Origin of the sequence: Paraburkholderia sp. MM5482-R2, from assembly GCF_050436125.1 — a bacterium.
Taxonomy (GTDB): Bacteria; Pseudomonadota; Gammaproteobacteria; order Burkholderiales; family Burkholderiaceae; genus Paraburkholderia; species Paraburkholderia tuberum.
On the sequence record NZ_JBNDLP010000001.1, the window covers coordinates 48,570 to 75,494 of the forward strand.

Annotated in this window: 8 protein-coding genes; 3 read left to right on the top strand and 5 right to left on the bottom strand. The window is 61.5% G+C overall.

The window, feature by feature from the left end; genetic code table 11:
• Positions 1-6 precede the first annotated feature (6 nt).
• The 3 genes from gmtY to gmtX are packed head-to-tail and all read left to right on the top strand — an operon-like array spanning position 7 to position 4,246.
• A complete protein-coding gene (gene gmtY, locus OKW37_RS00170) occupies positions 7-984 on the top strand; it encodes a gamma-mobile-trio recombinase GmtY (protein WP_429401255.1) in 978 nt (325 codons plus the stop codon).
• On the top strand, positions 981-3,587 hold the full coding sequence (gene gmtZ, locus OKW37_RS00175) for a gamma-mobile-trio integrase GmtZ (protein ID WP_429401256.1): 2,607 nt from the start codon (positions 981-983) through the stop codon (positions 3,585-3,587). Before gmtY ends, gmtZ begins: the two co-directional genes overlap by 4 nt.
• Positions 3,584-4,246 carry a gamma-mobile-trio protein GmtX gene (gene gmtX / locus OKW37_RS00180; RefSeq protein WP_429401258.1) on the top strand — a complete coding sequence of 221 codons (663 nt, stop codon included), beginning with the start codon at positions 3,584-3,586 and terminating at the stop codon, positions 4,244-4,246. The genes gmtZ and gmtX overlap by 4 nt, the downstream gene beginning before the upstream one ends.
• A gap of 856 nt (positions 4,247-5,102) precedes the next feature.
• Here the strand turns inward: gmtX and OKW37_RS00185 are convergent.
• From OKW37_RS00185 to OKW37_RS00205, 5 genes are all read right to left on the bottom strand, one after another.
• The gene (locus OKW37_RS00185; RefSeq protein ID WP_429509730.1) at positions 5,103-6,944 is read right to left on the bottom strand and encodes a hypothetical protein; all 1,842 of its coding nucleotides are present in this window, start codon (positions 6,942-6,944) and stop codon (positions 5,103-5,105) included.
• A 214-nt stretch (positions 6,945-7,158) separates the two neighbouring features.
• Positions 7,159-12,441, bottom strand: a complete 5,283-nt coding sequence (locus OKW37_RS00190) for a neuraminidase-like domain-containing protein (RefSeq protein ID WP_429509731.1) — start codon at positions 12,439-12,441, stop codon at positions 7,159-7,161.
• The gene (locus tag OKW37_RS00195; RefSeq protein WP_429509732.1) at positions 12,413-18,493 is read right to left on the bottom strand and encodes a hypothetical protein; all 6,081 of its coding nucleotides are present in this window, start codon (positions 18,491-18,493) and stop codon (positions 12,413-12,415) included. The genes OKW37_RS00190 and OKW37_RS00195 overlap by 29 nt, the downstream gene beginning before the upstream one ends.
• Before the next feature lie 72 nt (positions 18,494-18,565).
• The gene (locus OKW37_RS00200; RefSeq protein WP_429401264.1) at positions 18,566-18,889 is read right to left on the bottom strand and encodes a hypothetical protein; all 324 of its coding nucleotides are present in this window, start codon (positions 18,887-18,889) and stop codon (positions 18,566-18,568) included.
• A 170-nt stretch (positions 18,890-19,059) separates the two neighbouring features.
• Entirely contained in the window at positions 19,060-26,901 is a 7,842-nt protein-coding gene (locus OKW37_RS00205; protein ID WP_429509734.1) for a SpvB/TcaC N-terminal domain-containing protein, read from the bottom strand.
• Between the last annotated feature and the right edge of the window lie 24 nt (positions 26,902-26,925).

A 26,925-nucleotide genomic window follows, 5' to 3' on the forward strand; every position in this document is an offset into this window, starting at 1 on the left:
AGACTGATGAAGCAAGCCTACCAGTACCGCAGAAACAACGCCTTTCTGGGACATATATGGGCGTCGAACGCGACTCCGGGCTCAACGGGGTACCGGCTTCGTTATCGTGGGTTGCCGAAGGTCGCGCACGGAGAGCCACCGACTTTTCCGGAGCGTCACTTTGAGGCGTTGCTATTCAAGGGCTTTCGCAACGGTGATCGCTACGATTATCGCGGCATCTTGATCACATTACTGCTCCATGGTGCGGGATTTCGAGAGTCGGAACCCTTTCACCTTTACGTTCAGGATGTGTTTTCGGATCCACAGAGCCCCCGCCAGGCGAAGGTCCTTATACACCATCCGCGCTACGGAAGCGCACCTGCCGACTGGCGTGACGAGCGAGGCAGGCCGCGCAAGTCGAACCGAGGGGATTACCTTGGTCAACGCTTTGGCCTCGTGCCGCGCACGGACTTGATGGACCGTCGGCATGCCGGCTGGAAGGGCGGCATGCACGATGGTCCTTACTACAAGCAGGCTTACTGGTTCGTGCCGGAATATGGCGAGTGGTTCCTCGAGTTATGGCATTCCTATCTCAAGCAGCTCGCCGGCTTTGAGCGAGATCATCCTTTCGCCTTCGTGAATCTCTCGCGGGCGCCGCACGGCGCGATGTACACGCTGACGCAATATAACAAGGCTCACGCGGCCGCGTGCAAACGCATAGGGCTGGAGGTGGGGAAGGCGCGGGGCACGACACCTCATGGGCACCGACACGCCTATGGGCAGCGCCTGAAGCATGCGGGGGTCGAGAAGTCAATGATCCGCCGTTTCATGCATCACGCGTCCATTGACAGCCAGGAGGTCTACACGCAGGCAAGCTTCAGCGAAGCCAGAAAGGCGCTCGAAGAAGCTGCGCGCCGGCTGGACGGAGAGCAAGCCAAGCTCTCTTCAGGTTTTGGCCGGTTCGTTGGACCGGCCGTATCTCCAGTGACTAACCATTACCCATGACTAAGAACTCTCCGACTACACCCCTGGGCCGCCGCAAGGCAGCGAGGGGTGAACGCAGCATTCGGCGCGATTCCGATGCAACGCTGGCCTGGGTGGACAAGCGTTATCCGGAACTCGGTGCTTGGCGAGCTCTCGCCTTGGAGTGGCTGAGTGGGGAAACCCATGGTCTCAGCCAGCGACTCCAGGCGCTGTCGAACTTCTTCGAGCGTTACCTCGTTGCTCAGGGACTGCCTCTCGATCCAAACCTGTTACTGGCGCAGACGACCTCGCTTCCCGATTTTCACCAAACGGCGTGCCCAGATACTGCGTGGGGCATCGACGCAAACAATCTCATCCATACCTTCCTGCAATTTGTTTTGCTGCGGCGCTTCAGTCAGATTGCCAAAGATGGCAGAGCTATGGTGTTGCATGGCTATCGCAATCCGGTACCTCGCATGTCGAAAACAGCTTTACCGAAGCGGCGCGAGAGCGTCTATTCGCCGCTTCCGTACGGCTATATCGATCAACTTCGGCAGATGCTCGCAGCGGGACCTCATTTTCGTGATTGGGAATGGGCTCAGGGTGCGCTCGGGAGCAAGATCGGTCATATGGGTCCGAGCGCCCCTGACTGGTTCGAAGTGACCGAAGACCAGATTGATCGTGACGATCCGGATTGCGTCTGGCGCATACGTAAGCTGAGCCGGAACTACCGCGGTGGTCAACTGTTGCAGATGTGGAGCCCGGTACGATGGGTGGCGTTGCTTGTTAAGCTAATCCTGCCGCTGCGCACCAGCCAGGTCCGTGTACTGGACTCTGGAGAGGCGGATACCTGGCGCTATACGGCGGGCCGTTGGGAGCCGAACAGTAGCGAGATTGCACAGGGTAGCGAATCTCGACCGCTGCAACAGGGTGTGTTCCGGCGCGACTACGATCGCAGCGACAATGATAGCGCACTGACCGTCCTCTATATCAACACGAACAAGACCGCGGACATATCGAAGTCAGGGCCAGAGAAAGGCTATCTGCTGCCGTGGGCTCACGGCGGAGCGGTCCACCAGAACGTTTTCTACTGGCTCGAGAAGCTGCGCAATTGGCAAGAGAAATACAACGGCATTACGCGTCGGACGTCATGGGCAGAACTGGATCGTCGGCATATCATTGCTAAGACTGACTTTCAGTTGGCACGCTATCCCGACGCGTGCTTTCTCTTCCGATTGCCAGAGTACCCGACTGCACAGATGCGTAACTATCCGCTTCAGGATCAGGCGCTCAACGTGTGCTGGTTCCATTTGCTAAAGGCACTCGAATCGCGGCTCGCCGGGCGAGATGAGACCCATCAAAATGGGACCCCGATTCGACTGCTGGCACCCCAGTCCAAAAAGAGAACTTTATTCCCTCTACACAGCTTGCGAGTCTCGCTTATAACTGCGTTGGCCCTGGAAGGTCAGGTGCCGTTCCCTGTGCTACAGAAGCTGGTCGGTCATAGCCGTTTAGTTATGACGTTGTATTACACCAAGCCAGGAGCTACCCATATTCGCGATGTGCTCGTTGATGCGAAGGCGCGCCTGGATGCAAACAAGAACGCAAGCATTCAGAACTTCCTCCTCGACACCGCGCACGACGAGCTTGTACAAAGAGCGATTTGCAGCAGTGTGGCGAGTGTTGCAGATGCAATTCCAGAACATTCCGCGGCAAGAAACGCACTGGGCTGGATGCCTATGCATCATGGCTTGTGCCTTGCTGGAGGAAATACCAGCGATTCCGTGGAGAACCGCGCCATTGGTGGATGTCACAACGGAGGCCCGTTAATTCTGTCGGGGAATATTGTCGGCAATGCAAAGCACGCTCCTGTTCCTGGAGGGAATCGCAACTGCATTCGATGCCGCTGGTTTATAACCGAGCCTCACTATCTGCCGGCGCTTGTCGCGCACTTCAACACGATCGCCTACCATTTTGACGAGTCACGCAATGCTTGCCTCGTGAATGAGCGTGTGCTTCTTGACCTGAAGAAGCAAAAGGCTGACGCAGAAGAGGCGGGACAAGTGTTTCTCCATCTCGATACCTTTCGCCAGGCGGAACGCGTGTGGGAAGGAACGATGAAGCGATTCAACGACTTCGCGGAGGATCTTGCCGCCTGTTGGCGGCTAATTGAACGCTGCAAGACCGCGCTCGACAGTCCAGCCGAAGATTCTACCCAGTTAGTGGCCGTGGGTACTGCAAGTGATGTACACATTGGGTTTGAAGAGACCGAATCGGAACTGCTGCAACTTGCCGGCGTCTGCGAGGACGTCGAGCTTTATCCGGATCTCGATGCCGGCAAGGCCATATTCCGTCGTAGTCAGTTGCTCGACGCTGCGCTTTATCGCGATAACACGTCACCTGTCTTCATGATGCTGAGCGAGGAGGAACAACTTCGCGCAGGCAACGCTTTCATGCGCAATCTCGCGCGACGGATGAACCCGACCAATCCAGTGCTGGGTAGATTGCAAGTCATCAATCTGATGGACGCCGGTCGAAGTTTGAGCGAGCGATTTGGCGTGGACTTCACCGCGCTTTTGCCGACATGCGATTCCACCGGAATTGTCACGCGTAAATCTCAATCAATCGAAGAGTCCCAAGCATGAATGGTGTGAAAGCCGGACACCCAAACGTTGTTCTTGACGCGCTGCTCGCCAAAGGTGGCCGGTCTCATCGGCTCGCCAGACTGACAGCGCTGCATGAGATTTGCCGAAACCATCACGAGTCTGGCTCGCGTGATTTTTCGCTCCCAACCATTGGTCGCCTCGTTGAGGCGGCCGGAATCCTGAAGGGGCGCGTTCTCTACAACACGCAATCGGCCGATTACCGCGAGCTGATATCAGCTTGGGCCACTTATGCCGGGCCGCAGATACTTCAGTCGTCGAAGCCGCTGGCAAGCCACGAGTACCTCATGCGTATTCATGACCCCGCGATCCGCTCCATCATGCAAACGATCATCGGAGAGCGTGACAAGCTCAGGGCCGAAGTGAACCTTTTGAAGGCAAACGCCCAGGTTGTGGTGGACCGGCGTCCAATCCGCGGCCGCATGTCAGCGGTTGCCACGGTGTTGCCAACGACGACAAGTGTTCACAAAGCAGAGCTCACGCCTTCGGAACGGGAAGCGTTGGAAAAGGCGATCTGCGCCGGGCACCTCGAAAAACAGGGATTACGGGAGGGCACCCACGGTGAGATCGTGAACGAGCACGGCCGCACGATCCTGGATATCGGTTTCGCTCGCGCGATTCGCAAAATTCTCGGGGACTGACCGGCCATTGAACAATGTATTTCGATGTACGCATACATCGAAAAGAAGTCTCCGCTGGATTCAAGCTGCAAGCGGCGTCTTACCCGTCAGCCTACGAAGTATGTACTTCTCGGGTATAGGTCCATAAATTCGGGTGAATCGCCTCGATAGCGTGCCTCGCTGCGTTCATCGCCCCCCCAATAATGACTGTATATACGTACAGCATTGTGGGGCAAAGCCGTCGCGTCTGCGAGCAACGCGTGTCTGGATACGGAATCGCTGATGAAAGCACGCTACCGGCAACGTCCCGCTGAGGCTTTGTATGGAAAGGGCGCGAGGCTATTGACTCACCGACAATTCCCGGACCAAGCTCAATACCGGGCCCGCTACAAGGCGCCCCCAGACGTCGTGATCTCGCACCAAAGATAAGCCGTCACTACAAGTCGCGCAGCGAGCCCGCGAAGAAGACCTTCGGCCAGAAAGCTCGATGGCTCCGGCTCTCGCCTCATCGAAAGGGTTATTACGACGTCGTCCGTAGTAGTCTCCAACGGATATTCCTCGAGCACAACGGCAAACCTCCATTGCACGTCCGCGAGCCCTGGAAGGAATGGCTCAAGGCTCTGTGGCGTCGCGTAGTCGCCTTCACGCAGCGAAAGCAAGATGTCAGGGGGACGCGAGGCGTCAACGGCCCGCAACGATAGGATCGCGGCCGGAATAGCGACGCGCGCGAAGCTGGCGCCGGGGTTGCTCCCCGTCGCAGGGCCGTCGCGATAGCGACGGGGAGCCCATGAGCCGTCGATGCCGCCGACCATCGAGTTTGTGAGGCATCTAGCTCGAAGCGGGCGCGTTTCGCTGCGCGCCCGCGTGAGCCGATCGCTCACGGCCGCTGAGCCGACTGGGTCGTGTCCGCGTTGGCTATCGGCTTCAAACAGTCCTGCACTGCATTTTGCGCATCAGCAATCACCTTCGAATCGAGCTCGCGCCCTTTGTCAGTCTCGGCGTATGGGCGTGCGTAGGTTTCAGTCAGCGCCCACAACAGACGGCCCATCGGAAGCCTGTAGATATCGCTATGGGCGCCACCGCCCGTGTCGGGCGTGTTGTATGTCGTGATCCCGTCGGTCGTGTTCACGTAGAGGACACGTTTATCTTCCGCGTTCCTCGGAAACGTCAGTTCCGGCACGCACTTGCCTTCGGTCCCGGCGGGGCACACCGTGAAGTCGCCGCTCGCGATCCTGCCGTCCTGCCCATATCTGATCGCGTCGGATGCGTACCAGCACTGGAACAAGTCCTTCGCGCTATCGCAGACCTTTTTCCACGTGTGCGTGGAACCCGAGGGCTCATACCATACCGGCGCGTTGATCGCTTCGTCCTTGTCAGATGCAGTAAGCACAATCTTCGTGCCAATTTCTGCAAAGTCGCGATAAGGCGCGCCCTCGGAGCTTTTGTCCTTTATGAAGCGATTGACGCTGACCGCACCTTCGAGGCCCACTGCGAGATCGACCATGGGATCCGGCACCGGCGTGGCCACGGCTGCGGACGCCATCTTGACCGCGGGCGGGTCCAGGACCGGCCCGCTGAACAATGCCCGCATGGCGGCTCGCGCGCCGAAACTATGCCCGATGAGCACGACGCGCAGTTTGCTTCCTGGTGCCCGATTGCCGTTCGGATCCTTCTGTGCCTGCGCGACCACGAGCGGAATGGTCCGATTCACGAGGACATTCAGCCAGGTGAGTCCGAGTTCGTCCGCATCGTCGGCCTTGTCGAAATAGCTGAAGATATCCAGCTTGGACTTGTTCCAGTACGACGGCCATGTGACACCAAGCACCAAGGGTCTGAATGGGTCGTGCCCGTCGTCCCGTGCCCCATTGAAACGAGCCGAGAACGGCATCTCGTCGGCGGCGTCCATCATGTTGCCAACGATGTCGTTGAAGTTTCGAATGGCCTCGTCCTGTGATGTGTTCCACCCCATCACGATGATGACGAAGTGCGTAAAATTCCCGGCATTGACCTGCGCCACGAGCCCGCATTCGAGCTTTTTCAACGCAGCGCGATCGTCGATATAGATGTGGTCTGTCTCGCCGGCCTGCTGAAATTGTTCTTTTGTGATGTCCTTCCCCACCGAAGGGCCGCCAGAAGAGCTCAACAAGTGGACGGACTCAGCCGGCTCGGACGGTCTGGCACCGCAATGTGGCCATGCGACGACACTACCCAACAGCGTGGGCTTTCCGGATGCATCGACGGGCTCCGATTCGAACGCGTTATAGACGAAGCATTGATCGATGAAACGGGGCAGCGGAATGTCTTTCGAAGCGGTTTGCTGTCTCCGCCGCGACGACGATTGGGGCTGGTCGTACTTGATGATATGCGACACGAACAGTGATTTGCGACCATCCTCATAGCGGTTGATCAACTCCTTGGTCGACTTGGCGAGGCCTTTGCTTTGCTCTCCCCGGATGTACGCCGCATTCGGATCCGCTATTCTGTTCGCAGCGACCGGTCCGCCGACGATGCTCCTCGGGCTTTTCTCAATGGCCAGCAGATAGCCGGGATAATGCAAGGCTTCCCCTTTCGGGAAATAGAGCGTGGAGTGGAACTGCCGTTCGTAGAGGCCGCCTACATCGAGATTCTTTTCCTGTGGGTCGAGGACCGTGTGAATGTCGCTGCACGATGCTGCGAACAACAATGTGGACGCTGCCACAATGAGCCGATGGATAACCATTGCGAACTCCGGTCTTCAATATTGACTTGCGGATCAGCTGATCAGCACATACAGGGCCCCGAAAACCACTCCTTTAATCAGGTATGCTTATTGACACGCGGGGTGAGCCAGTACCAGCGCGTCGCGCATCTCTGAACCAACAACAATAACTTGACGCATCCTTCGGGGTGCGCGCTATCTCCCGCATTGGCGACCGGGATGCCGGGCGCCGCGTTCAGCGATCCAGTCGCTCGATGCTTCCCGACCGATCGAGGACCGAATCAGGCCGCAGACCTGCGCAGCGCTCCGTCCGATAGCGGCAGAGCAGGAAGACCGACCCTATGCCGCGGGCTCCGTCACCAAACCGGATATCAAATTCCGCCGGCCGGCGCCTGCCACCGAGCGCGGCTTCGGCCTCGAAGACGCCGCAGTACAGGTCCGGCCATTCGTCGCTCATGTGGCAAAGAACGGACTCAGCGTCCCTGTGTTCGTCGTCGCAGTGCCGGACTTCGATTCGGCGCGTGGCACGGCGCCGCGGTTCTGGACAGGGGCAACCTGCGAATTCCACGCAATCGTCGTCGTCCTGGTCCACGTCGAAAGCGATGATCATGCCTTCGACGGTGATCTCGCCGCCGTGTGGGATGAAAGGGAACATCTTGCGTTCAAGGCAAAGCCGCAGCCGCGCGTGCCCGCATTCTTCGCGCGCGGCGCCGCGCAGGTGCTGCCAGGCGTCAGCGAAATCGTGGCGTAGATCGAAGAAGCGCCAGCCGTTGCCCGGCAGGTGTCGACGCGCTGCGGCGAAGGCGGCCTCGCGCAGCGGCTCGCCGCCCTCCCGCGCCGTGTAGCCGAGACGGAGGACGAGGTCGGTCAGCGTATCGATGTCGAAGTAATTGTTTTCGGGCGGCAACTCGATCCGCCAGCGGCTGACCGCACCCATGTACTCGAACGGCAGATAGCGCTGGTCGTTGAAGTCGAGCTGGAACATGCCGGAGTCGTCGCGGCCGCCGGACGTCGCGATCGCCTCGCGGGCGCCATACTGCCGGACGATCCGCGGGTCGTCGGCACACGGCATGTATTCGCGGGCGAGCTTTTCGTCGTCGCCACATTCATCGCAGCAAGGCCTTGGGCAGCAGCATTCGTGAGCCGGTGCGGTGCGCCGCGGGTCGATACGGGTCATGCTGGCGAGCAAAGTGAGCCGGCAGTGCACACCGTGGAACGGTCCGGTGAGACAGGGCAACGTCACGGTCAGGTTGCGGATGCGACGCATGAAGTGGCCGGGGTAATCGAGGTCGAACATCCATTCCGGGATGTCGATCTCGCAGCAGCCGGTCGCCCGCAGCTTGAGGAATGCGATGGGGAAGTGCAGGGACAGCGACAAGTGCTTGGTCAGCTCGTGCTCCCGGACGTTCTCGTCCATATACGCCTTCTCCATGTGGCGCAGCGCAAGCCCGAGGCGCTCGCCGGCGAGCAGTCCCCGGTGCAGGTCATCCCACGCGCAGTCGGGCAGGAAGTGGCGAGTCGTGTGCCCTCGCTCGAGATTAAAGGCGTGCTGCGCCTGGCGTGCAGCGTTAAGCGCGAGCTCATACATGCGACGATGCAGTGCCGCGGTCTCCCTCTGCAGATAGAGGTACAACTCGGGGGCGGTGAATTTGTCGCGCAGGAAAGTCTGTATCTCGACCGCGTGCTCGATCTGTCGCTGATGCAAATCAAGATCCTTCAGCGCCTTGCCGCGTCGACGCTGCGCCGCAAGGATCTGGCGCTCGATCTGCTGGATCTCGATGTTCAGGACGTCGACCTGATGATTCCACTCCAGCAGCCGCCGCTTCCAGCCGGCTTCGGTGAGATTGAGGCCGGCGGTGCTGCCAAGCACATCCGATACGGCGATCAGGATCCGCGCGACTGCGGCAAAAGCACCCGCCAACGGAGAGCCTGGGGGCAATTGGGCATAGATCATCGGAGTGCCCCCGAACCCGGCAACCCCTGTGAAGTAATTGCCGATGGCACTCGCCACGCCGCTCGACGCATCCATCGTTTCGCCAATGCCACGGGTCAGCGTCGAACCCTCAGTCAGGCCCTTGTATGCGGCCTCCTCGCCGATCGGGTCGGTCTGGATCAGGTACAGATAGTAGTTAAGGTTGGTCTGGCTGATCGCCTTGGTCTTCCGCAGCGCTTCGATCGCCCAGTCGGCGTCGCGCCAGGTGTCCTCCTGTGCGGCGATTCCAAGCGAGAGGATTTCCCGTTCCTGCCCGGCGCGGAGCGCGGCCAGAAACTCGGCGTCACCCTTCTCGACGGCAGCCTGGAATGCGCTCCCGAATTCCTGGACGCGGGCCGCATAGTCCTGTGCCTTCTGGATCAGGACCGCGAAGCGGTAGGGGCTGCGCAGAGCGCACCAATCCTCGGCGTCGCCGCAGTAATCCGCAAGGCCGCGCCAGCCCTCGCGCACCGGATCGTCGCCGAAATACGGAAACTCGCGGCCGTCGGCGAGGCGATCCGGCAGCCGCCGGGCGGACTGGCCGGTGCGGATCAGCGCCAGGCGATCGGCGACCGTCTCATACAGATTGACGAGCCGGGGGTTCAGCTGCGCTAAAGTGGAGTCTGGGAAGAAGGCGGCTATGGTCGGCGGCGCGGCCGGCGGACCGAGCCTGACCGGGCGCGGCGGGCGCCCGAGGATCCGTTGAGCGACGTCGAGCAGCGCCCAGGCCTGCTGGAAGACCTCGGGCGAATTGCCGCGATGGCGCAGCGCGTCACTCCACTCGACCAGGGTTTCAAGATAGTGCAAGAGAACGGCGCGGTTGCGTGCCTCATCGCAAGTAACGTCAGTGGCGTCGCAGCAGGGGCCAGGGGATGGCGAGCCCACCTCGCAATCGACCCACGTGCAATTCCGTTGCAGCGGATCGAACGCCTCTCGATACCATGCCAGCCCCGCCTCGAAGCGGCAATGCGCGCGCAATGCGGTCGCGATCAGCAGCGATGGACTGAACGGCGACAGCGGGTAAAGCGGCGCGCCCGGGGCGAAGAACAGGAAATGGGGGTAGGCCGGTAATGCGAGCGGCTTCAGGAACGTCGGCGGAGTCTCCGGGACCTGGACCAGCGGCAGCACGACGGCGTCATCGTTGGCGATGTCATACCGGAAGCCCGGTGCCGACGGATCGGCGTGCCCCGACGGCGTGACGGCGTTTGTCACCTTGAAGGTCAGCGAGTCACCGGTGCGACCGAGAAACTGCAGGTCGTCGTCGCCTTTCAGGTCGACGCGAACGGCAAAGGTCGAGCGCCGTAGCTGGCCGAACTGCCCGTTATGGACTCGGCACCAGGCGAGGCGCACGGTCGGCGTGGCGGGCCAGGCAAGGAGTTGCGCCAACTGCGTCGGATCCTGCCAGACCGTCGAGGTCTGCTGCACCGGGTCGTAGAAATCGTCCTGGTAGCCGTCCTGGTAATTGCCGGAAGCGGTGACGCCGGTGGGAGCGGGGATTGTTGTTTTCTTCGGATCGTAGATGGCCCCGGGAACGAGCCAGAAATAGTACTCGTCGAGGTACGGCGGGTGTTCGCATCCGCACGCCTCGCAGCAGGAGACGCAGTCGTCGGCGCCGGGCTGCACATGCGGCGCAAATTCGGCGGCGCCGGGTGGCGTGCCGCCTGCGGCAATTCGCCAAAAGCGTGTTCCTAGGCGAACCGCCGCTTCCATCCACAGCGGCAATCGGCCAACGGCATTGTCGCCCGCGTCGTCGGATGGGGTGGAATTGCCGCCGCCTGCTCCTGCCTCGGCCGGAACCAGCGCCAGCCAGGACGGCCGGGCCGCATGGTCGGGCGTGCCGAGAAGGTCGAGCCCCTCATGCGGGGCCGGCAGCAGCGCCATCCGTGAGGGTTCGCGGACCTGCAACAGATCAGGGTCGCGGCGGACCAACGCCGGCTCGCCGGGCCACCAGTCGCCACCGCCCGGTGCGGCGATCGCCAGCTCAGACTGGCACAGCTTCGCTTCTAGGGTGCGGAAAGCCTCGACGCCGCGCGCACGGCGCAGGTCGTCCCATTCGATCCAGTTCTCTTTGTACAGGAGCCGCTCGTTGCAGGCCCGCCAAACCTCAAACGTCGCAAATTGGGTGTCCCAGAGATGTGCGAAGGCGCGGGACACGACCCAGTCCGGTTCCAGATGCAGACGTGCACGGCGGACGAAGGCCTGCACGGCGCTGATCGCTTCCTCGATGCGGCTTGCACGCTCGCATAGCCCTGTCTCGACATCAAGCAGCAACAGGTCGCTCAGATCGCGCGCAGACTGGGCTGCCTCGCCCTGCGCCCAAGGCAGCGCCACCCGATCCATCGCGCAAAGCCAGGCCAGGAGCGCGTCGCGCCCGCGTTGCCGGAGGCCATCGTTGAGGCGCCGCAGCTCGTCGTAGCGCCGCAGCTTGCCGTGCTCGATGCAGCCGTCGACGACGAACGTGGTGAGATTGGCGTTCCCAGTCTGCTTCTCGCCGTCAACGCCGGCAGCCGGATCGTCCGAGGCCCAGAGGTCTGGCCGCGCCGCACCGATCTCTTTGGTGGCAAAGCGGCATTCGAGGGCAGCGAGCCAATGCTCCGCATGCCAGACGCGGATGCCCCAGCGCTCGTCCTCTAGGTCGGTGGCGGTAACGGGATAGACGGGCGACGTCTGGTCGGCGAAGTATTGCATACCAGGTCGCCAGTACTGCGGCGCGATCCCGAGCTTGGCGAGCAGCGGCTCCGCGTTTGCCGGCTTCGTTTTTTCAGCTTCGGCGAAGAGATGCCAGAATGCGCGGTCATGTCGGTGGCGGATATCGTCGCGGGCGACGGTGTAGTCGAACAGCCGCTCCCACCAGTCGAACATCGCCTGAGTCCGCTGCGGCGACGGCTTGGCGCGCGCATCCGCGCTGGCGATGGGAGGGAGGTAGTCGTCAGCGATCGGCAGGAAATTGAAGTCGAAATCGGCGAGATGCTGTTTGTACCCGCCGCCGCTTTGAAAATAGGAGGCGCCGGCGAAATTCGCCCCGTTCTGCAGCATGAAGCCGAGTTCCGAAGCGCCCTCGTCAGCGCTGCCCCCCCTGAGACCGAGTCGGTGGGCAAAGAGGAGCGCCTTGAACGCCCGCTGGTAGGTACGGCGGATGTCGCGCAGCGAACTCGTGTAAAGCGTCGCGAGATAGGATGCCGCCCCGGCGCCCTGGGTGGGGATGATGCCACTGCTTTTGTCACCGCCCAGCGGGTGATCCTTGCGGATCGAAAACAGGCGGTGGCGGGGCAAGGCGATCCGCTCGCCGCAGGTATCGGGGCCGGCATATTTGATTTCGAGCCCGGCATGCACCCGGCGTACGCGATCGGCGGAGGTGAAGTCGGGGTCCGGCCGCACGATCTCGACCGTCAGTTCGTAGGCGCCACACCGCAGGAGCCGGGCGCCGACCGGACGCTCTTCCTCGCCCGGCCATTGATGGCTGAGGATCACCCAGCTGCGCGAGCCGCGCTTGAGTACCGCCCGCCATCTGCTTTGCTCAACCGCTTCCCAATCCGCGCTTCTCACCGCAGGGAGTCGGCGCGCCGGCCCAGAATTCGTAGTTGCCTTCCTCCTCGACCAGCAGCGCGCCGGACCAGGTGACGTCGAAACCCTGTGCGCCGCCGACCAGGTCGCCGTCGTTCGGCCGCAGCAGAAAGCCGTTGCGAATGTCGAGAAAAGCGGATTCCGCTGCTGGCAGCTTTGCCGCCAGCGACGGCAGCACGGTCGGCAACGGTGCGTTGTCGTGATCGCGAAGCCTCCCGAAGCCATCGAGCGCCCCCGAGATGTCGCGCCAGACGAGTGCGCCGGTGGTGCCGGTGACCCTGTATTCGGTGACAAGGCCGGTCCCGACCAGACCCAGAAGGGCGGCAAAGGCGCCGCTGTTCGGCCCGTTCCAGGTGACCGTCGGCCGAGTGCCATTATCGTTCTCCCAACTCGCCATCCCTGCGTTCTGCACAGCGTTCTCATCGGCCAACAACTCTCGCAGGATCAGGAGCGCCGTATGATGGTCCTCCGGGCATTCCTGCCGGGTTGCATACGCGACATGCCGCGACAGATGCACGGCGATGATATGGCACCGGCGGTGGCACAGCGCGACATGCCGACGGAAGTAATGCCAGCGGCGCTCGCCTTCGCGTTCCTCGATCAGGTGCCTCTGCGCCTCCGGAGAGTCGGGGAAGAGGAGGGCGAAGCGGGCGAGCATTGCCCGCGGCTGGAAATACAGGTCCTGAATCGCAGCCTGTTCCTCCGGGAATTTGAACGCCTGCAGGGCCGTAAGCTGTTCGATGACCTCCTGGTCCGGGATAGGGATGCGGGCCCACAGCTGGCCGCCACCGGCGGTCGCATCATACTGGAATGGCGAACCGGCGCGCCCAGCCCACATCGCCGGCGTGGTGTTGGCGACGGGAAGGTTGCTGATATACCGCGTCGCGGCTGCGTCCACTGGATGGCCGGCTCGTTCGAGGACATGTGGAAAGAAGTGCTGCGCCAACGCGAGGACATCGCCCGATGCGAAGCCCAGCTGCTCCTCCAGGACGGTGGCCACACGCCGCCAGTCCCAATCTCTGCAATTCGGGTCGACCTCGACTTCAATCTCGAGATCACGATCCTGACGATGCTGTTCGCCAACCTCCGCGGGATCGCATCGATCGGATTCGTCGGCCCGACTCGAAATTCGCCATACGAGAGCGCCGTCAGGCGAGATGTCGTCGTCGGCTGCGGCCAGCAGCTCGCGCCGCAGGCGCCAGAGCGAAAACCGGGTCTCGTCGTCGGGCAGGCCGAGCGGCAGCTCCTGCGCCTCGCACTCCTCCTGCATTGGGAACGGTCCGCAGTCGCTTGGGTCATCAGTCGCCGTGAACAGATAGGGGAGTTCGGCAATGCGGAAGCGGGATTCGGTGACCTTGGCCAGAATCTCGGCAAACCGCAGCGTATGGGTTGGCAGCGCATGCCAGTTGCAGTTGTTGGTGGTCGACGCGGGGTCAAAGCCGGCAAGTTTGGAGAGAGCGTCGAGATGCGAGGCCAGCATCGCGGCGAAGTCGCCGGCGCGATCCTCGCAGCCTCTTCGACGCCTCGCGTAGAGAACGATTTTGTCGCATAGCTCATGGATGGCCCATCCCCATTTCTTCGCCGTCGGGCCAACCCATAGCGCCAGGATGTGCGTCCGGTGGTCATCGACAGCAGTCGGGGGCGGCCGGTCGCGGCGGTCGTAGAGTTCGAGGTGGAACTGCTCGCGCAGCATCTGGAAGGCGGCGAGCTCGCGCACGAAGTCAGGGTTGGGCACGCTGCCGTTGAACAGCTGGAGCACGTCGCAGACGTCACGCAGCTCGGCGAAGGTCAGGCACAGGCAGCACGATTCCTTCAGCTTGCGCCACAGCCGGATGAAGACCGCGAGCCGCGCCAGGCTCTCCTCGGGCGACGATCGCTCCGTATCCGGAAAGCGCAGCGAAAAGGCATCGAGGCAGCACGGTTCGCATTGCGGAAACGCGCCGTTCTGGCCCTCGTCGTTGCTGAGGAAGCGCACGAACTCCGATTGCCACAGTTCATAGAACTCGCAGTAGGTGAGACAGGTGCGGGCCAGAAACTCAGGCAGCTGGACGACCGTCCTGATCCAGGAATTGTTCTCGCCGCCAGGCGAGGCGAACCCGAAGAGCTGCCAGGGCCCTCCGGCGCCGATCGTGGCCGGCAGCGTCGGCAAGTCGTCGTCGACTGGTTTGCTGCAACGCGGAGCCTGCGCGCCAGCAAAGAGCTGCGCGTATTCCTCCGGGGTGATGCCGAGATACTCGCGGGCTATGTCGATTCGTACCGGGTAGCGCCACAGGTAGTCGGCGAAGCCCTGCGGCTCATTGTCCGGTTTGAGAACGAATTCGGTGATGCACTTGCGGAAGGTCCGCATCTCCTCAAAGCGGCAACTGCCGAAATGCCGTAGATAGCTGCGCGACACGTCAAGCGCCTGCGAATAAGGCAGCCGGCACGCGGAGAAGTCGGATTTGAGCGTGTTCCAGACGCGCGGCTCGACCGTCTCATTAGCGGAGACCGGAACAGCGGGAGTGGAATATTCAGGGAGTGCGGCGAAGAGCCGCGCCGGATCATGGCAGCCGGATATTGCCTCGTCAGGGCAGGGTTCATGTTGACATAGCACATGGTCGGCGAGCTTGTCGTCGGACGTTTCGTATACCTGGCCGTGCACAGGCCTTGTCCCGATCACCTGCGAGGCCATGTATTCGAGGCATTCGTTGGCGATGTCGATCAGTGGCAGCGGCGTTCCGAGGTTGGCGCAACTCGCCACGAGATCGGCAAGAGGCCCGCGGCGCCCGCCGAGCGCCGACGCCAGCGTCGGAGCAGTGAAGTTTATGGTGGTGTTGTCCGGGACGTCGCCCGTGACCGGCGGCTGCAATGTCACCGAAGTCGGCGTTACGCTCGCGACCGTTGTACCGTCAACGGTGCTGGTTCCGTTCACCGACATGCCTTTAATCACACCGGTGGTCGAGACGAAGTGCAGCAAGGGCAGCGTCGCCTTGCCCTTGGTCTTCAGCGCCAGCCCCTCGGCAAACGGTGACTCGCAGGTTGAGATCGCTGACAGATTCAGGAGCCCACTCAGATAGGCGACGGGACCAAGCGGCGAGGAGCAGGGTGGCGGGATGCAATTGGTCAGCGCCCCATCTGGGTTCACGGGCTGGAAGGTGCCGCCCGAGGATGTCGCCGACGCTGGCGAGGTCTGGATATCCCCGGCCAGGTCGTAGGCGACCGTGCCCGCAAGCGCCTGCTTGAACTCCGCGGCCGTGAGCTCGTTGATGCGGGCGGGCGAAGTGAAACCGCGTGCATAGAGCGCCTCGACGACCGAGAACCTGTAGGCTTCCGCATCGGCCACCGTAATCGACACCGGCAGCATGACCTTGTAAAGCGCATCGAGGGTGTTAAGCGCCTCAACGAGCCAGGCCTGGGCAGACCGATCGCCGCGGAAGATCTGTTCCGCGGCGGCCTGCAATTTCGGCTGGTCGTCGAAACCGTTCCCAAGGATATAAGCAGGCGGGACGGCGTCGTATGCCGAGATGCAATCGGTGAACCAATCCTTCGCCAGCGGCAGCGCCGGCGTACCGGCACCGGGACCGGAGACGACGGTGAGGCTGAACGTAACGTTCGTGTGGGCCGGCAACGGCACGGTGCCGGTGACCTTCTGGGTCAGTTCGACATCGGTGTCGCCCGTAGCTGAAGGCGGTAGGTTCTTGACCGTGGTACCGGACGGGATTCTCTGGCCGCTCACCGACATGCCGGCGACGATTGCCTTCGTCGGCAGGAAGTGGAGCACATTGTTACCACCGTCGGTGGCAGCGCTGGTCGCGAGCACGAATGGGCTCGACGGGCCGCTCAAGTCGACGTCAAAAAATTTCTGTACGGTGCGGATGAAGGCGGCGATGCGGGCGGTGGTGTCGCCGGGCTGCGTGAAGTCCGGCAGCCAGGTCGGGTTGTCCTGGAAGAACTGCGTCCATTGCTGGACGGTCACCTTCGCCAGTTCTGCGACCGTCTTCGGGGCACCAAGGGTTGTGCTCTTGACGATCGCGTCGCCGAGCGCGCCCGTGAACGGCGCTGGCAGCATCGCGCCTTGCGTCAGGGCGCACAGCACCAGGTTGAGGACCGCCCCGGCCGTGGGCGGCGCGTTCGCGTTATTTGCCGCGCCCGGCCAGAATTGACTGTCGTCATCCCCCGGCTGGTAGGAGAGGCTGCTGATCGCGCCGCCCGGCGGAGTCGGCGGAAAAGCAAGCCAGAACTGGACGAGCGACTGCAACTCCGTCGACCAGAACGGCGTGAAGACAATGCTGGACCTGGCCGGTACTTTGTTCAGGATTGGCGCGCTCAATGTGACCGACCGGGTCGCTGGGTCAAAGCTTTTGACCGTAGTGCCGGGCACGATGTTCGCGCCACCAATGGACATCCCGTTGCTCACGCCGGCAACCGACACGAAGGTTAGGGTGCTGCCCGAATCGGCGTCAACGGAAGTTGGCAGCGCGATCGTATCGAGAGGCGCGAGTGGCGTCGCCGCGCCGGCCGAAATATTGAGCGCGGTCAGCCGTCGTGCCGCCTGCGCCGCGTTGGGCTTCCCAGCGGCAGGGGAGGGGCCCAGGACCGCTGCTGTGAAGCTCTCGGAAGCGGTGACGATGCCGGCGTTGATGGCGGTGGTCAGGTCGGAAAGCAGACCCGTCAGCGATTCGCGCGTCGCCAGCGCGTAGCGCTGCTGCGCCGCCATTTGCGGCGGCATAGACGTGGCGAGCGCGTAGAAGTAGGCGGCCGGGACGCCGAAATTTGCGGGGGCGGCCTGGCCGACGCCGCTGAGGACCACTGCCACGTCGTTCGCCGAACCAGCGGCTGGATCAGCCGGGAACTCGATGAGCACCTGCGTCGCCGCAAGGCTTCGCTGCTGGCAGGCGATGGCGGCCGACAGCGTAAAGACAAAGCTGGTCAGGCGGTCCGCCGTCGCATTGGCGATCGTGTAATAGCTTTTGAGCTGCGCCTCGAATTGCTGGCGATCACCCTCGTGCGGATTCGGGGTGGAGCCAGTGAGCATCGGGCCGGTGTTCGGCGGGTCCGTATAGAGATCTTCAGGCGGTTCAGGAGGGCTCGGCAGTTGCGGCGGCTGCTGGCTCCAGACGATTTCGTAAGCGACGTTCTTGCATTGAGCGAGACTTAACGCGCCGAGGTCCGGAGTAAAGGTGATCGCCGTAGTGCTGTCCACCGTGGCCGACAACTCCTGGTTCAGCGTAACCACCAGGTGGGTCGGGTCAGTGTTATCGATGCCGAGAACTGTGGTGCCGGCAGGGATCCCTGCGGCTGAGACGTTCATCCCGGTGCCGATGCCGGCGGAGTCCGGCGCGAACTGCAGTTTCGTGTCGCCGGCAGTGGCGGTGACGTTGGGCTGCACGGTCACCGATATCCCAGGATCGCCTTGCAGCACTTTCTGCACGGCCGCGAGCAGATCCGCGAACGCCGGTGGCGTGCCGTCGGCGGACAGTTGCAATGTCGACGCGCTTCCGGAAGGCAGCGAGGCCGGCAACTGCAGATAGATGCTCGGCGCGAGTGCGCCCCAGGCGTCGGGCGTGTCCGGGCCCGAAGAAGACGTGCCGAAACCTGCCGGGTCCGGCGTCGTGCCGGCAACCAGCGGTACGTCAAAATATTCGGCGGTCACCGGCACCGTCTGCCCGCCCAACGTCACCGCCAATCGCAGATTTTCGAAGGTCGCTGGCTGGTCGACTTCGATCACGCAGATCCCTACCGCTTCGAGCTGGTAATGGTCGGGAAGCGGAAGCAACTGAACGAGATCGATCTGCTGGATTATTCCGTTCTTGATGGGGGGGGCTCCAGGCGAAACATAGAAAGGTGGCGTCGCGGACTCTAGCCCCGAAGAACCAAGCGTCAAGCCCTTTGCGTCAACGAACAATGCCTTGCCAACGCTCTGTCCCGGCGGCTGTTTATCAACATTGGTGAACGAGACGTCGAACGCCTCGATAGTCAGCTTCGCCAGGACGTCTTTAAACGAGACAGGATTTGTCGCGACTTGCGGCACGATGCGAATAACGATCAGCGACATTTGACCTCCCGATCGGCCCCATCGGAGCCCTTGGTGTTGCGGTTACGCTATCGCTTTCGCGCAGTGGCGCCGTCATCCTTTACGCGTATGGGTTCTCTTGTGTCGGGCGGCATCGGACGACACATTTTCCGGCTGTTGCTGATCCGGAGCTGGGCCCGTGGCGACGAGCACGCCGGCAATCTGCGCAAAAGGCACGAAGACCACCATCGATGCCTTCGTCACGAGATCGCGCTTTTCCTCCGGCAGCAGTCGGTCCGTCAGCTCGTCCGATTGCAGCCACAGACCGTGCAACTCGACGCCCAACAGCGTGAACGGTCGACAGACCCTGTCTTCGAACAACGCGGGAATGGAGACGAAGACGGTTTTGTTGACGTAGCGCGCGACATTCGGAACCATGACACCTCCTTTCTCATCACAAGTCCGCCGCTAGTTTCTTGCCTACAGGCGCTTGCTTCCGACAAATCCGAGTAAATCCCACGTCATGACCTCATGGCGCGCACGAATTTCCGGATCCTTCGGAGCGTTGCGCGCGGCCTGTGTTACTTTCGTGCCGACGATAAGTCCGTTCACGGAAAGGGGACATACCGTCTTTGCCCATATATACCCTTGATTGCCCCCTCAAATCCCCAGCCCGTAGGCCATCTAACACTGCTCGGCGGAACCATGAATCCTTGGCCAGAATTTGGATACGCGAATTCATTCGTTGGCAGCGGATCCCACTTGAATGATTTGATGTAGTTCGGGAAAGTCGGGGGACCTGGCACCACCCAGTCGCCCGGTCGCAACCCTGGTCGCCCCCAACGTGAAATCGGAGTTAGGGTCTCCGGTGCATTTCCCGCTTCGGTAACATCGACTGGAGTACGGTAGTAATGGGTCGACGTGCTCTTTTCTATGTAGTTATCAATCTCTTCTGCTGTTAGGCTGGCAAGAGGATTCTCGGGTGGCGGCATCCGGCCGCCGCCGATCGCGCCAGTTTCGAAGGGGGGCGGAGCGTTTAGCCTTATAGGTCCAGCGGCCAACTTAACGGACGCACCAGCGGCAGCGATATTTCCGGATACGTCGCCGAGTACGCCTACGGCGTGTGCCAACTTCGGGTCGGCACCTACGCCTGCAGCAATGCCCGACGAGAGCTGATACTTGAAAGACGGAACAGATTTGCCCGTCAGAAGCATTCTTGCTCCGGCCTGCGAAGTGTCTGCGGCATTAAAGAGAACAACCGTCGCAAGTCCGGCAGATTCTGGTTCAGCGTATAACGCTCCCGCGGCCTCGAGCGCTCCCGCAGTGAGTTGTAGCCCTCCCATCACTCTTGTGACGGAAGGTGGATACGTGTATGTCGGTTGCAGCCGTTCCGCTACTGCCTTCAGGCTCTCCATGGATTCGGCATCAGACTTCTTGGAGGCAGAAGGAGTTGGCGACGTCTTCGGTTTCGGAGTTGATGGCGATGGCGATGGCGATGGCGATTTGGAACCTACACGGGCCGGACCTGACAAACTTGGAGTCGGCAATCCATTTGATCCCGAACCATTCTCCGGGATTGCCCAGGCACGAACGTTTGGATCGCTCGAGTTAGCAAGCATTTCGTATGTTTCATTGCTTTGAGAATCCTGACCTAGCGGATCAATAAGCTTGAGTGGATTGCCTCGAACATACGCATAGACATTGATCCCGTCTCTAAGACCTAGCGGATCTGAACTTGTCCATCTTCCTAGCCACGGGGCACAGTACCTCGCACCGTGGTAAGTGAACCCATTCTCCTCATCCCGCTCCTTGCCCGTGTAACGGTAGCGTTTGAGACCCATCTCGGCCGCGCTTCGCCCCGCTTGATACACCGTGCCGCCATACGGCGCATACTCCTCATATGACATTACTGCTGCTGCCTCATCCAGTTCTAAGCTGGCGGATCCGAGACGGTTTGCGAGTTGATACCGCTGCACGGGTTCGAGAGTGAGAAACGCATTCTCCCGATCGATCGTCACCGTGTCGATCAGCGCTATGCGTTGTTTGTCGTCCATGATATGCAGCGTCTCGCGTTCCAAGACGATTTCCGCGCCACTTCCGTCATACTCCCGAAAAACCTCGACCCCCCCGACGTACAGCCGCTCGTTCTTGCGCGTCCCGTTCTGGCGTTCCGTCACCTTCCGCGCGCGCTGTCCGGCCGCGTCGTAAGCATAAAAAGTCGTCTCCGGCGTGCTGCAATTTACTGCCTGCCTCGCGCTCGTGGCGAGACGATCCATGAAATCCCATTGCATCACCGGCAGATGCGGCATCTGGGTGACGTTGCCGTGAGCATCATAGAGATAGGGCTCGTAGGCCGGGTTGCCGCCGGTGTGCAAATGAGTCCGGCTCAGTCGATTGCTCGGCCTGCCCGGCTCGATCAGACTGTCCTCGTGATAGGTGTAGTGCCGGGTCCAGTTGCCGTGTACTGCCTGATGAACTATCCGGAGGAAATTCCCGGCCGGATCGTAATCGTAGCGTTCGATGTAGTTCCGCAAGGCGTCAAGATTGCCTAGTTGCGCGGCGCCGACAAACGGATAATCGCGGCAAATTCCGTCAGGCGCCGAGAACTGAAAAGCCGACTGCGCAATATTCTCTCGGCCGGCGGCTTCGACCAGGCGATAGAGCGGATCGTAGGTATAGCGGCAAGCCGCATCGACCTTTTGGTTGTCGTGAAACACCGTTCGCAGAGCGCGATCGCCGATCTGCGTGACGTTACCGGCAGGATCATAAGCGTAGCGGAGATCCTGGATGGTGGCGGCGTCCGTAAATATCCGCGTCGCCAATCCGTTGCGGTCCCGCGGACGAACCGTGTGGAGATGAGTAAGTCGGAAAGTCTCCTCGTCATAATCGTAGGTCGTGGTCGCGCCATTGGAATAGGCGATGCGGACGCGCTGGCCTTTGGCGTTGTAATTGATGTGTGTGACGTAGGACGTCCAGACTAAGTGTCCGGTTTGCTGCGCGTTTCTCAGCAGAACATCAACCTTTTTCAGGAGATTGGCCTCGTTGTAGGTTGGCCGGTAGACGCTCCGGTCCGGGTTCGTCATCGTCACTACCCGGTTGAGAGCGTCGTAGGTGGTGCTGGCGAAAATTTTCACTGGATCGAGCGCGAGTTCCTGCGACCCGTTGGGCCAATTCTTGTAGTCATTGGCGAATTGCCGAAAACTCCGAAGGAGATTGCCCTTGAAGTCATAGCGGTCAGTGGTGACCGCGCCCGCAGTATCGAAATTTCGGTAGGGGTTGCCGCGGAGATTGGCCTCCCGTTGTCGTTGCTCGGTCAATCCGGTGCCGGTGCTGTCGCCATAAACGGTCCGCTCGAACAGGATTTCGCAAGGAAAAGGGCTGGCATTGCGCTCGTAGGCATCCCCGCCCTGCACGAAGGAGCGGGTCGGCCGGCGCAGGGCGTCGTATTCAGTTCGGAACGTATATAAGCGGCTGTTCCAGGCGCGGATCGGCTTTCCCACAACATCGCTCAGCATCCAGCGCTCGCCAGCCTCCATGCTTGCCTGATGTATGTGCGCGCCGAGCATGTCATATTCGTAACGCATTACTATTCGATCAATAGCATCGATCACCGCGCGCTGACTGCCTTCGATATCGATAAGGGTCCGCGTCGCAAGTTTATGGTGTTTGGCCGCCTCGTCCCAACCGTTGTCCGCGACGGAAAGAAAGGTTCTGCCGAGGCTGTCGAAGTAGCCAGTGGTCGGCGTATCCGCGTGTCTCGCAGCCTTCTTCGCGGCGTCCGTCTCCGCCGGGCCCAGTGCACCCGTGATGCGCCGCTGGTACCATGTCGGTAAATAGTCGGTGCAGGGAAGGCGCACGAAAAACTCGGAGGCGTCGGGATCGACTTCTGGATCGAAAATGACAGTGTCATTGACGTCCCAGCTCACCCCCCGCCACGGATCGAAGACCACCTTCTCATAAGTGTGGTTTGGGTTAAGCGTGGCGACGACCCGCTCGACCGGATCGTAGAAAATGATCGGGCTGACGCCGGTAATTGCAGCAAACTCAAAGTCGTCCGAGGCGCTGAAGAACGGCTCGTATTGCCGGACCGGGTGGCCCTTGTTGTTGAAGATCGTCCAGCCGCCGCCGATCCATCTCGGATCGACCATGGGACCGCCCTCCGTTACCGGACCGGGCTCCGCTTGAAGCTTCTTCTGGATCTCGCGGCCGAAGCCGTCGGAATAGCTGAGGCCGAGTTGCGTTTTGGATCGCTCGCCCGGTCGAAGATCGCTTACATGTGTCTCTCGCGCGATCGTCGCGGCAAAGACGGGCCTCTCCGACGTGTAATATCGCTCGACATCGTAGACAATGCGAGTCGATGCATTGTGTAGCAGTTGCAAAGCAGAGCCATGTGGATTGGCGAGGAATGCCTCCAATTGCGGCAGGGAGAGGTCGGGTTCGAATGCATCCAGGGAATCGCCGAGTTTCTCTCCGATTTTTCCCATCACCGCCGCCCCTGCGACGAGTCCGAGTGCATCGAAGGCCACCGCGGAGCGGTTACCGTTCGGATCGATGAGAAGCTGGGGCGCAAGCACGCGGTAATCTAGCTCAGCATAGACAGTGTTCCCGACAGCATCTGTTGTCTCGGTCGGCGCCAGATCGTGCCTGTCATAGGCAACTCTCGTCACATTGCCGAAGGGGTCGCGGCAGCGGTGCAAGAGAAAGAAATGCCGCATTGCATAGAGCAATTCATCCCCAGCACCACAGCCTTGCTCCGGAGAGTAGAAGATGCGTCCGGATGGAGTCCACCAATTTCCGTCCTCGTCGAGATCGACATAACCGCCTTCATCCCGCAGTACCGTTTCGCGATCAGTAAGCAAATTCTGCGTCGGCTCGCCGCGACGATACACTTCACTTAGCAGACCGGGTGTCAAGGCGAGTCGGTAGCTCTGCGCGGGCAAGGCGAGGGCTTCCAGCATGCCGAGCGGCAGGAGATCGTCTAGGTGATTACCGCGGTAGAGCGAGCGGCTTTTTTTCAGGAGGCGCCGATAGGGTGCGTCCTCGACGGCGCCGATTGCCCTCCAATCCTCGAAGGACAGGTCGTGGTATCCGTCCGCCGCCTGCGCCACCTTGCCCGCGAGTTCGCGGAAGCGGAAGAGATTGGTGATTCCGGGAAGATCGGCGCTGGCGGCAATATTGACTAACTCGAACAGCCGCTGCTCTGCGGGCATCGGTGTGCGGAAGGCATCCGCCTGTTCGACCGCGTGCGTGTAATCGTTTTCGGTCAGCGTCAGCAGAATCCGCGCCTGCTTCTCGCGATCCTCAGCGGTGATGACAGGGGACGGGTCCGGGAATCGCCGCCCGTAGCCGATTGCCACGGATTTCAGCACGTTGCCGTAATTATCGACCGCCAGCGTGACGCTGTGAGAGACTCTCGGATCGGCGCGCTGGCGACCATTGATGTCGTAGAGCTTGCGCTCGTAATGAAAGCCCACGTTCTCGCGGGGATGAGTGAAAAAGACCGTGTGCCGGTTCGGTCCGCGCTTCTGCAGCATCCGGATCGTGCGATTGCTCTCGGTGACCGAATACGGCCGGCTCGATTCCTCCTTTCCATCCAGCGCATAGACCTCCTGCCGCAGAATCGAGCCTTTGAGCGAGCGGGCGGCCTCGCGCGCTTCTTCGGGTGTCAGGTGCTCCGGCAAGATGGTGTCGTCAAGCAGCATCGCCTGAATCTGCTCATGGGATAGCCTGGATTCACCATGACGAGCCGCGCCTTCCTGAAAGTATTCATGCGCCAGATGCCGGGATATGCGGCGGGCTCCGAGGTATGCGCCCGTGTGGAACCATGTGCGGGTGAGCACCGGCGGAACGCTCGAGGCAGCATCGATATTATCGCCGGTCGGGAATTCGCAGCTCTGCATTAGTGCGGCGAGTTCCTCGGTATCGACCTGATCCACCCGGCCGAAGCCGCGGAACTCACGTTCCACCCCATCATAGAAACCGTGATGGTAGGTATAGCGCGTCACGAAGCGATTGCGGCTGACCCGGTCGTGCGTCTCTATGCGTTCGACCACATGCACAGGGAACGGCAGCCGCGTCACCCAGGGCGTTCGCGCCGCCTTGTCGGCAAGGTAGAACTGGGTCGAGGAGGCATAGTCGATCCGCGTCTCCGCGCCCAGATTGTTGACCGTGCGCTCGAGCAGATGTGGCTTGAGCCCGCACATCAGATCGAGATAGCGCAGTTGCCGGCCAGCATCGCCCGGGAGCGGCGACGACAGGACGAGGCAGGCGGTGCCGCGGCCGAGGAGGTCGGCGACGGTGATCGAAGCGACGTCGTCGACGACCGGAAACGGCCGGATCTGCCGGGCGGAGCTCCAACCGTTGCCGCTCTCGTTAAGATAAATCGCCACCCCGTCGCGCCCGAGATAGACGATGTCGGTGGTGCCCGAGCCGTCCGTGTCGGCGAGCCGGATGCGCGCGCGGTCGAACAGGCCAGGTTCTTCGAACCACGGCGCGCTGTCCATCGCGACTTTGGCGCCGAACCGGCCGTACCCACGATTGGGCCAATAGCAGATCTCGTGGTTGCGGATGCGCACAAGGTCGGTTAGCCCGTCGCCGGTCATGTCAGCGAGATAGAGCGATTGCGTGTTGTCGGAGAAAACGGCGCGCGGCCCGCGCTCCTCGTCTAGCGGCACCGGGATGCGGTGGCTGCGGCCAAAGCCTTCTGCCAGGAGCGACGGATGCCAGGTGAAGGCGTCGTCCTCGGTGACGAGGATGTCGGCGATGCCGTCGCCAGTGAGATCGACAAACCGCAAATTCGGATCCGTCCATTCCCGCACCGGCAGTGCGCGGAATGGGCGAAATCCCTCCCATGCCGCATCCGGATTGCGTTCATAAAACCCCGGATCGGACGGCGCGAAATCGACGAGGTCCAGGACGCCGTCACCGCTCAGGTCCATGAACTGCTGGCGCCCCTCATTTAGCGCCGCTAAAGACGGCCGGTGAGCAACGGTGTGAATGGGGCCGAACCGGCCGTCGCCGAGATTGGGCTTGTAGAACCACGCTTCTGCTTGTTCACTCAGGACGCCAGCAATTCCCTCGCCGTCGAGGTCGAGCAGGCGATACTGCGCGTCGTCGAAACCGGCGGGCATGTTGGCGAGGTCCTCCGGGTCGACATCCGCAAGCCGATATCCGGCGCAATGCGCATCCTCAAGTGGGCTCGCCGTGTATTGGAGGTCGAGCGGCGGCAGCGAGCGGGTCAGATAGCGCCCGTCCTCGCGGCACCGGTGACCGGACTGCACGACTCGCTCGAGAAAGGAACCAATCGGCGACTCGCGATATTCGAACGTAGTCGAGCGGACGAGGCAGTGTTCGGTGCCCAGCTCCTCGGGAAAACGATGAAACATCAGCACCCGTCGGCAGAGCCGATAGGTCCGTATCTCGAAGCTAGAACGGTAGGCGGAGAACGGGTCGCGCCGGACCTGCCAGGAGGCGGTGGCGCAGGGTGAGGCATCCGCGAAGACCCGCCCTTCGGCGTCCGGCGGCGCCTCGCAGTAATGTCCTTCACCGTAATCGAAGACAACCTCGAACATCCAGGACGCCGCTTCGAGGTCGTGAGGTTCGAGATGCGAGCGACGGAAGCTTGGCGTTTCGGGATCAAGGAGAAGCGGCAGCCGGTTGCCGTAGCGGATCCGCTTCGGGTAGCGGTTAGCCTCACGTACACGGTGCCGCTCGCTCGGCCGCGTCAGATCGATCCCGCGGTCGTCCTCGGCGACATAGTCGTAGACAATGGCATTCCCGGTATCGTCGTAGCTGCGGCAGATAAGCCAACTGAACACGTGCTCGGGGTTCTCGGGATCGGAGATGCGGGAGGCCGCATCGAGGCCATAGACGGTCAGCACGTTGTCTTTCGACAGCGAGCGCCAATGGATGTCGCCGCTTTCAATGCAGGTCCACCGCTCAATTCGGGCGAACAGGCCTTCGACGCGCGGCCGGTAGCGTTTGATCCGATAGCCGTCGCGTTCGAATTCGTCGAGGCGGGGGCGTGCGTCATCCTCGCAGAGCAGGACTGGGACTAGATCTTCTGCCCCTGACAGTATGAAGATGTCGGATTCGACGCGATCGCTGAAGATGTCGGCTTCGACGCAGTCGCGAAATTGTGGCAGCCCCTTGTCGGTGCGTCGGGTGATGGACGGGAGCGACAGCTTCCAGCCGATGCCAAAGACGCCATTGCCGTTGCCCGAATCGTATTCGACGGAAAGTTTTGGCCCAAACCCGGAACGCCCGGGGCTGAGCGCCAGCGCCACACTCAGCGAGCCGGTACCGGTCACCGGGTTGGCGGCAAACTTCTCGTCGATTCCCCGGATTGCGCCACCGCCCTTCGGTAGGGAAATTTGCGGCGCCGAGAATGGCGAGGCATCTCCGCCTGATGGATTCTCTCCTGCACCGTTCTTGGTCCCGTTTTCCGCCATCACGCGCTCCTGCGGACGATGCCG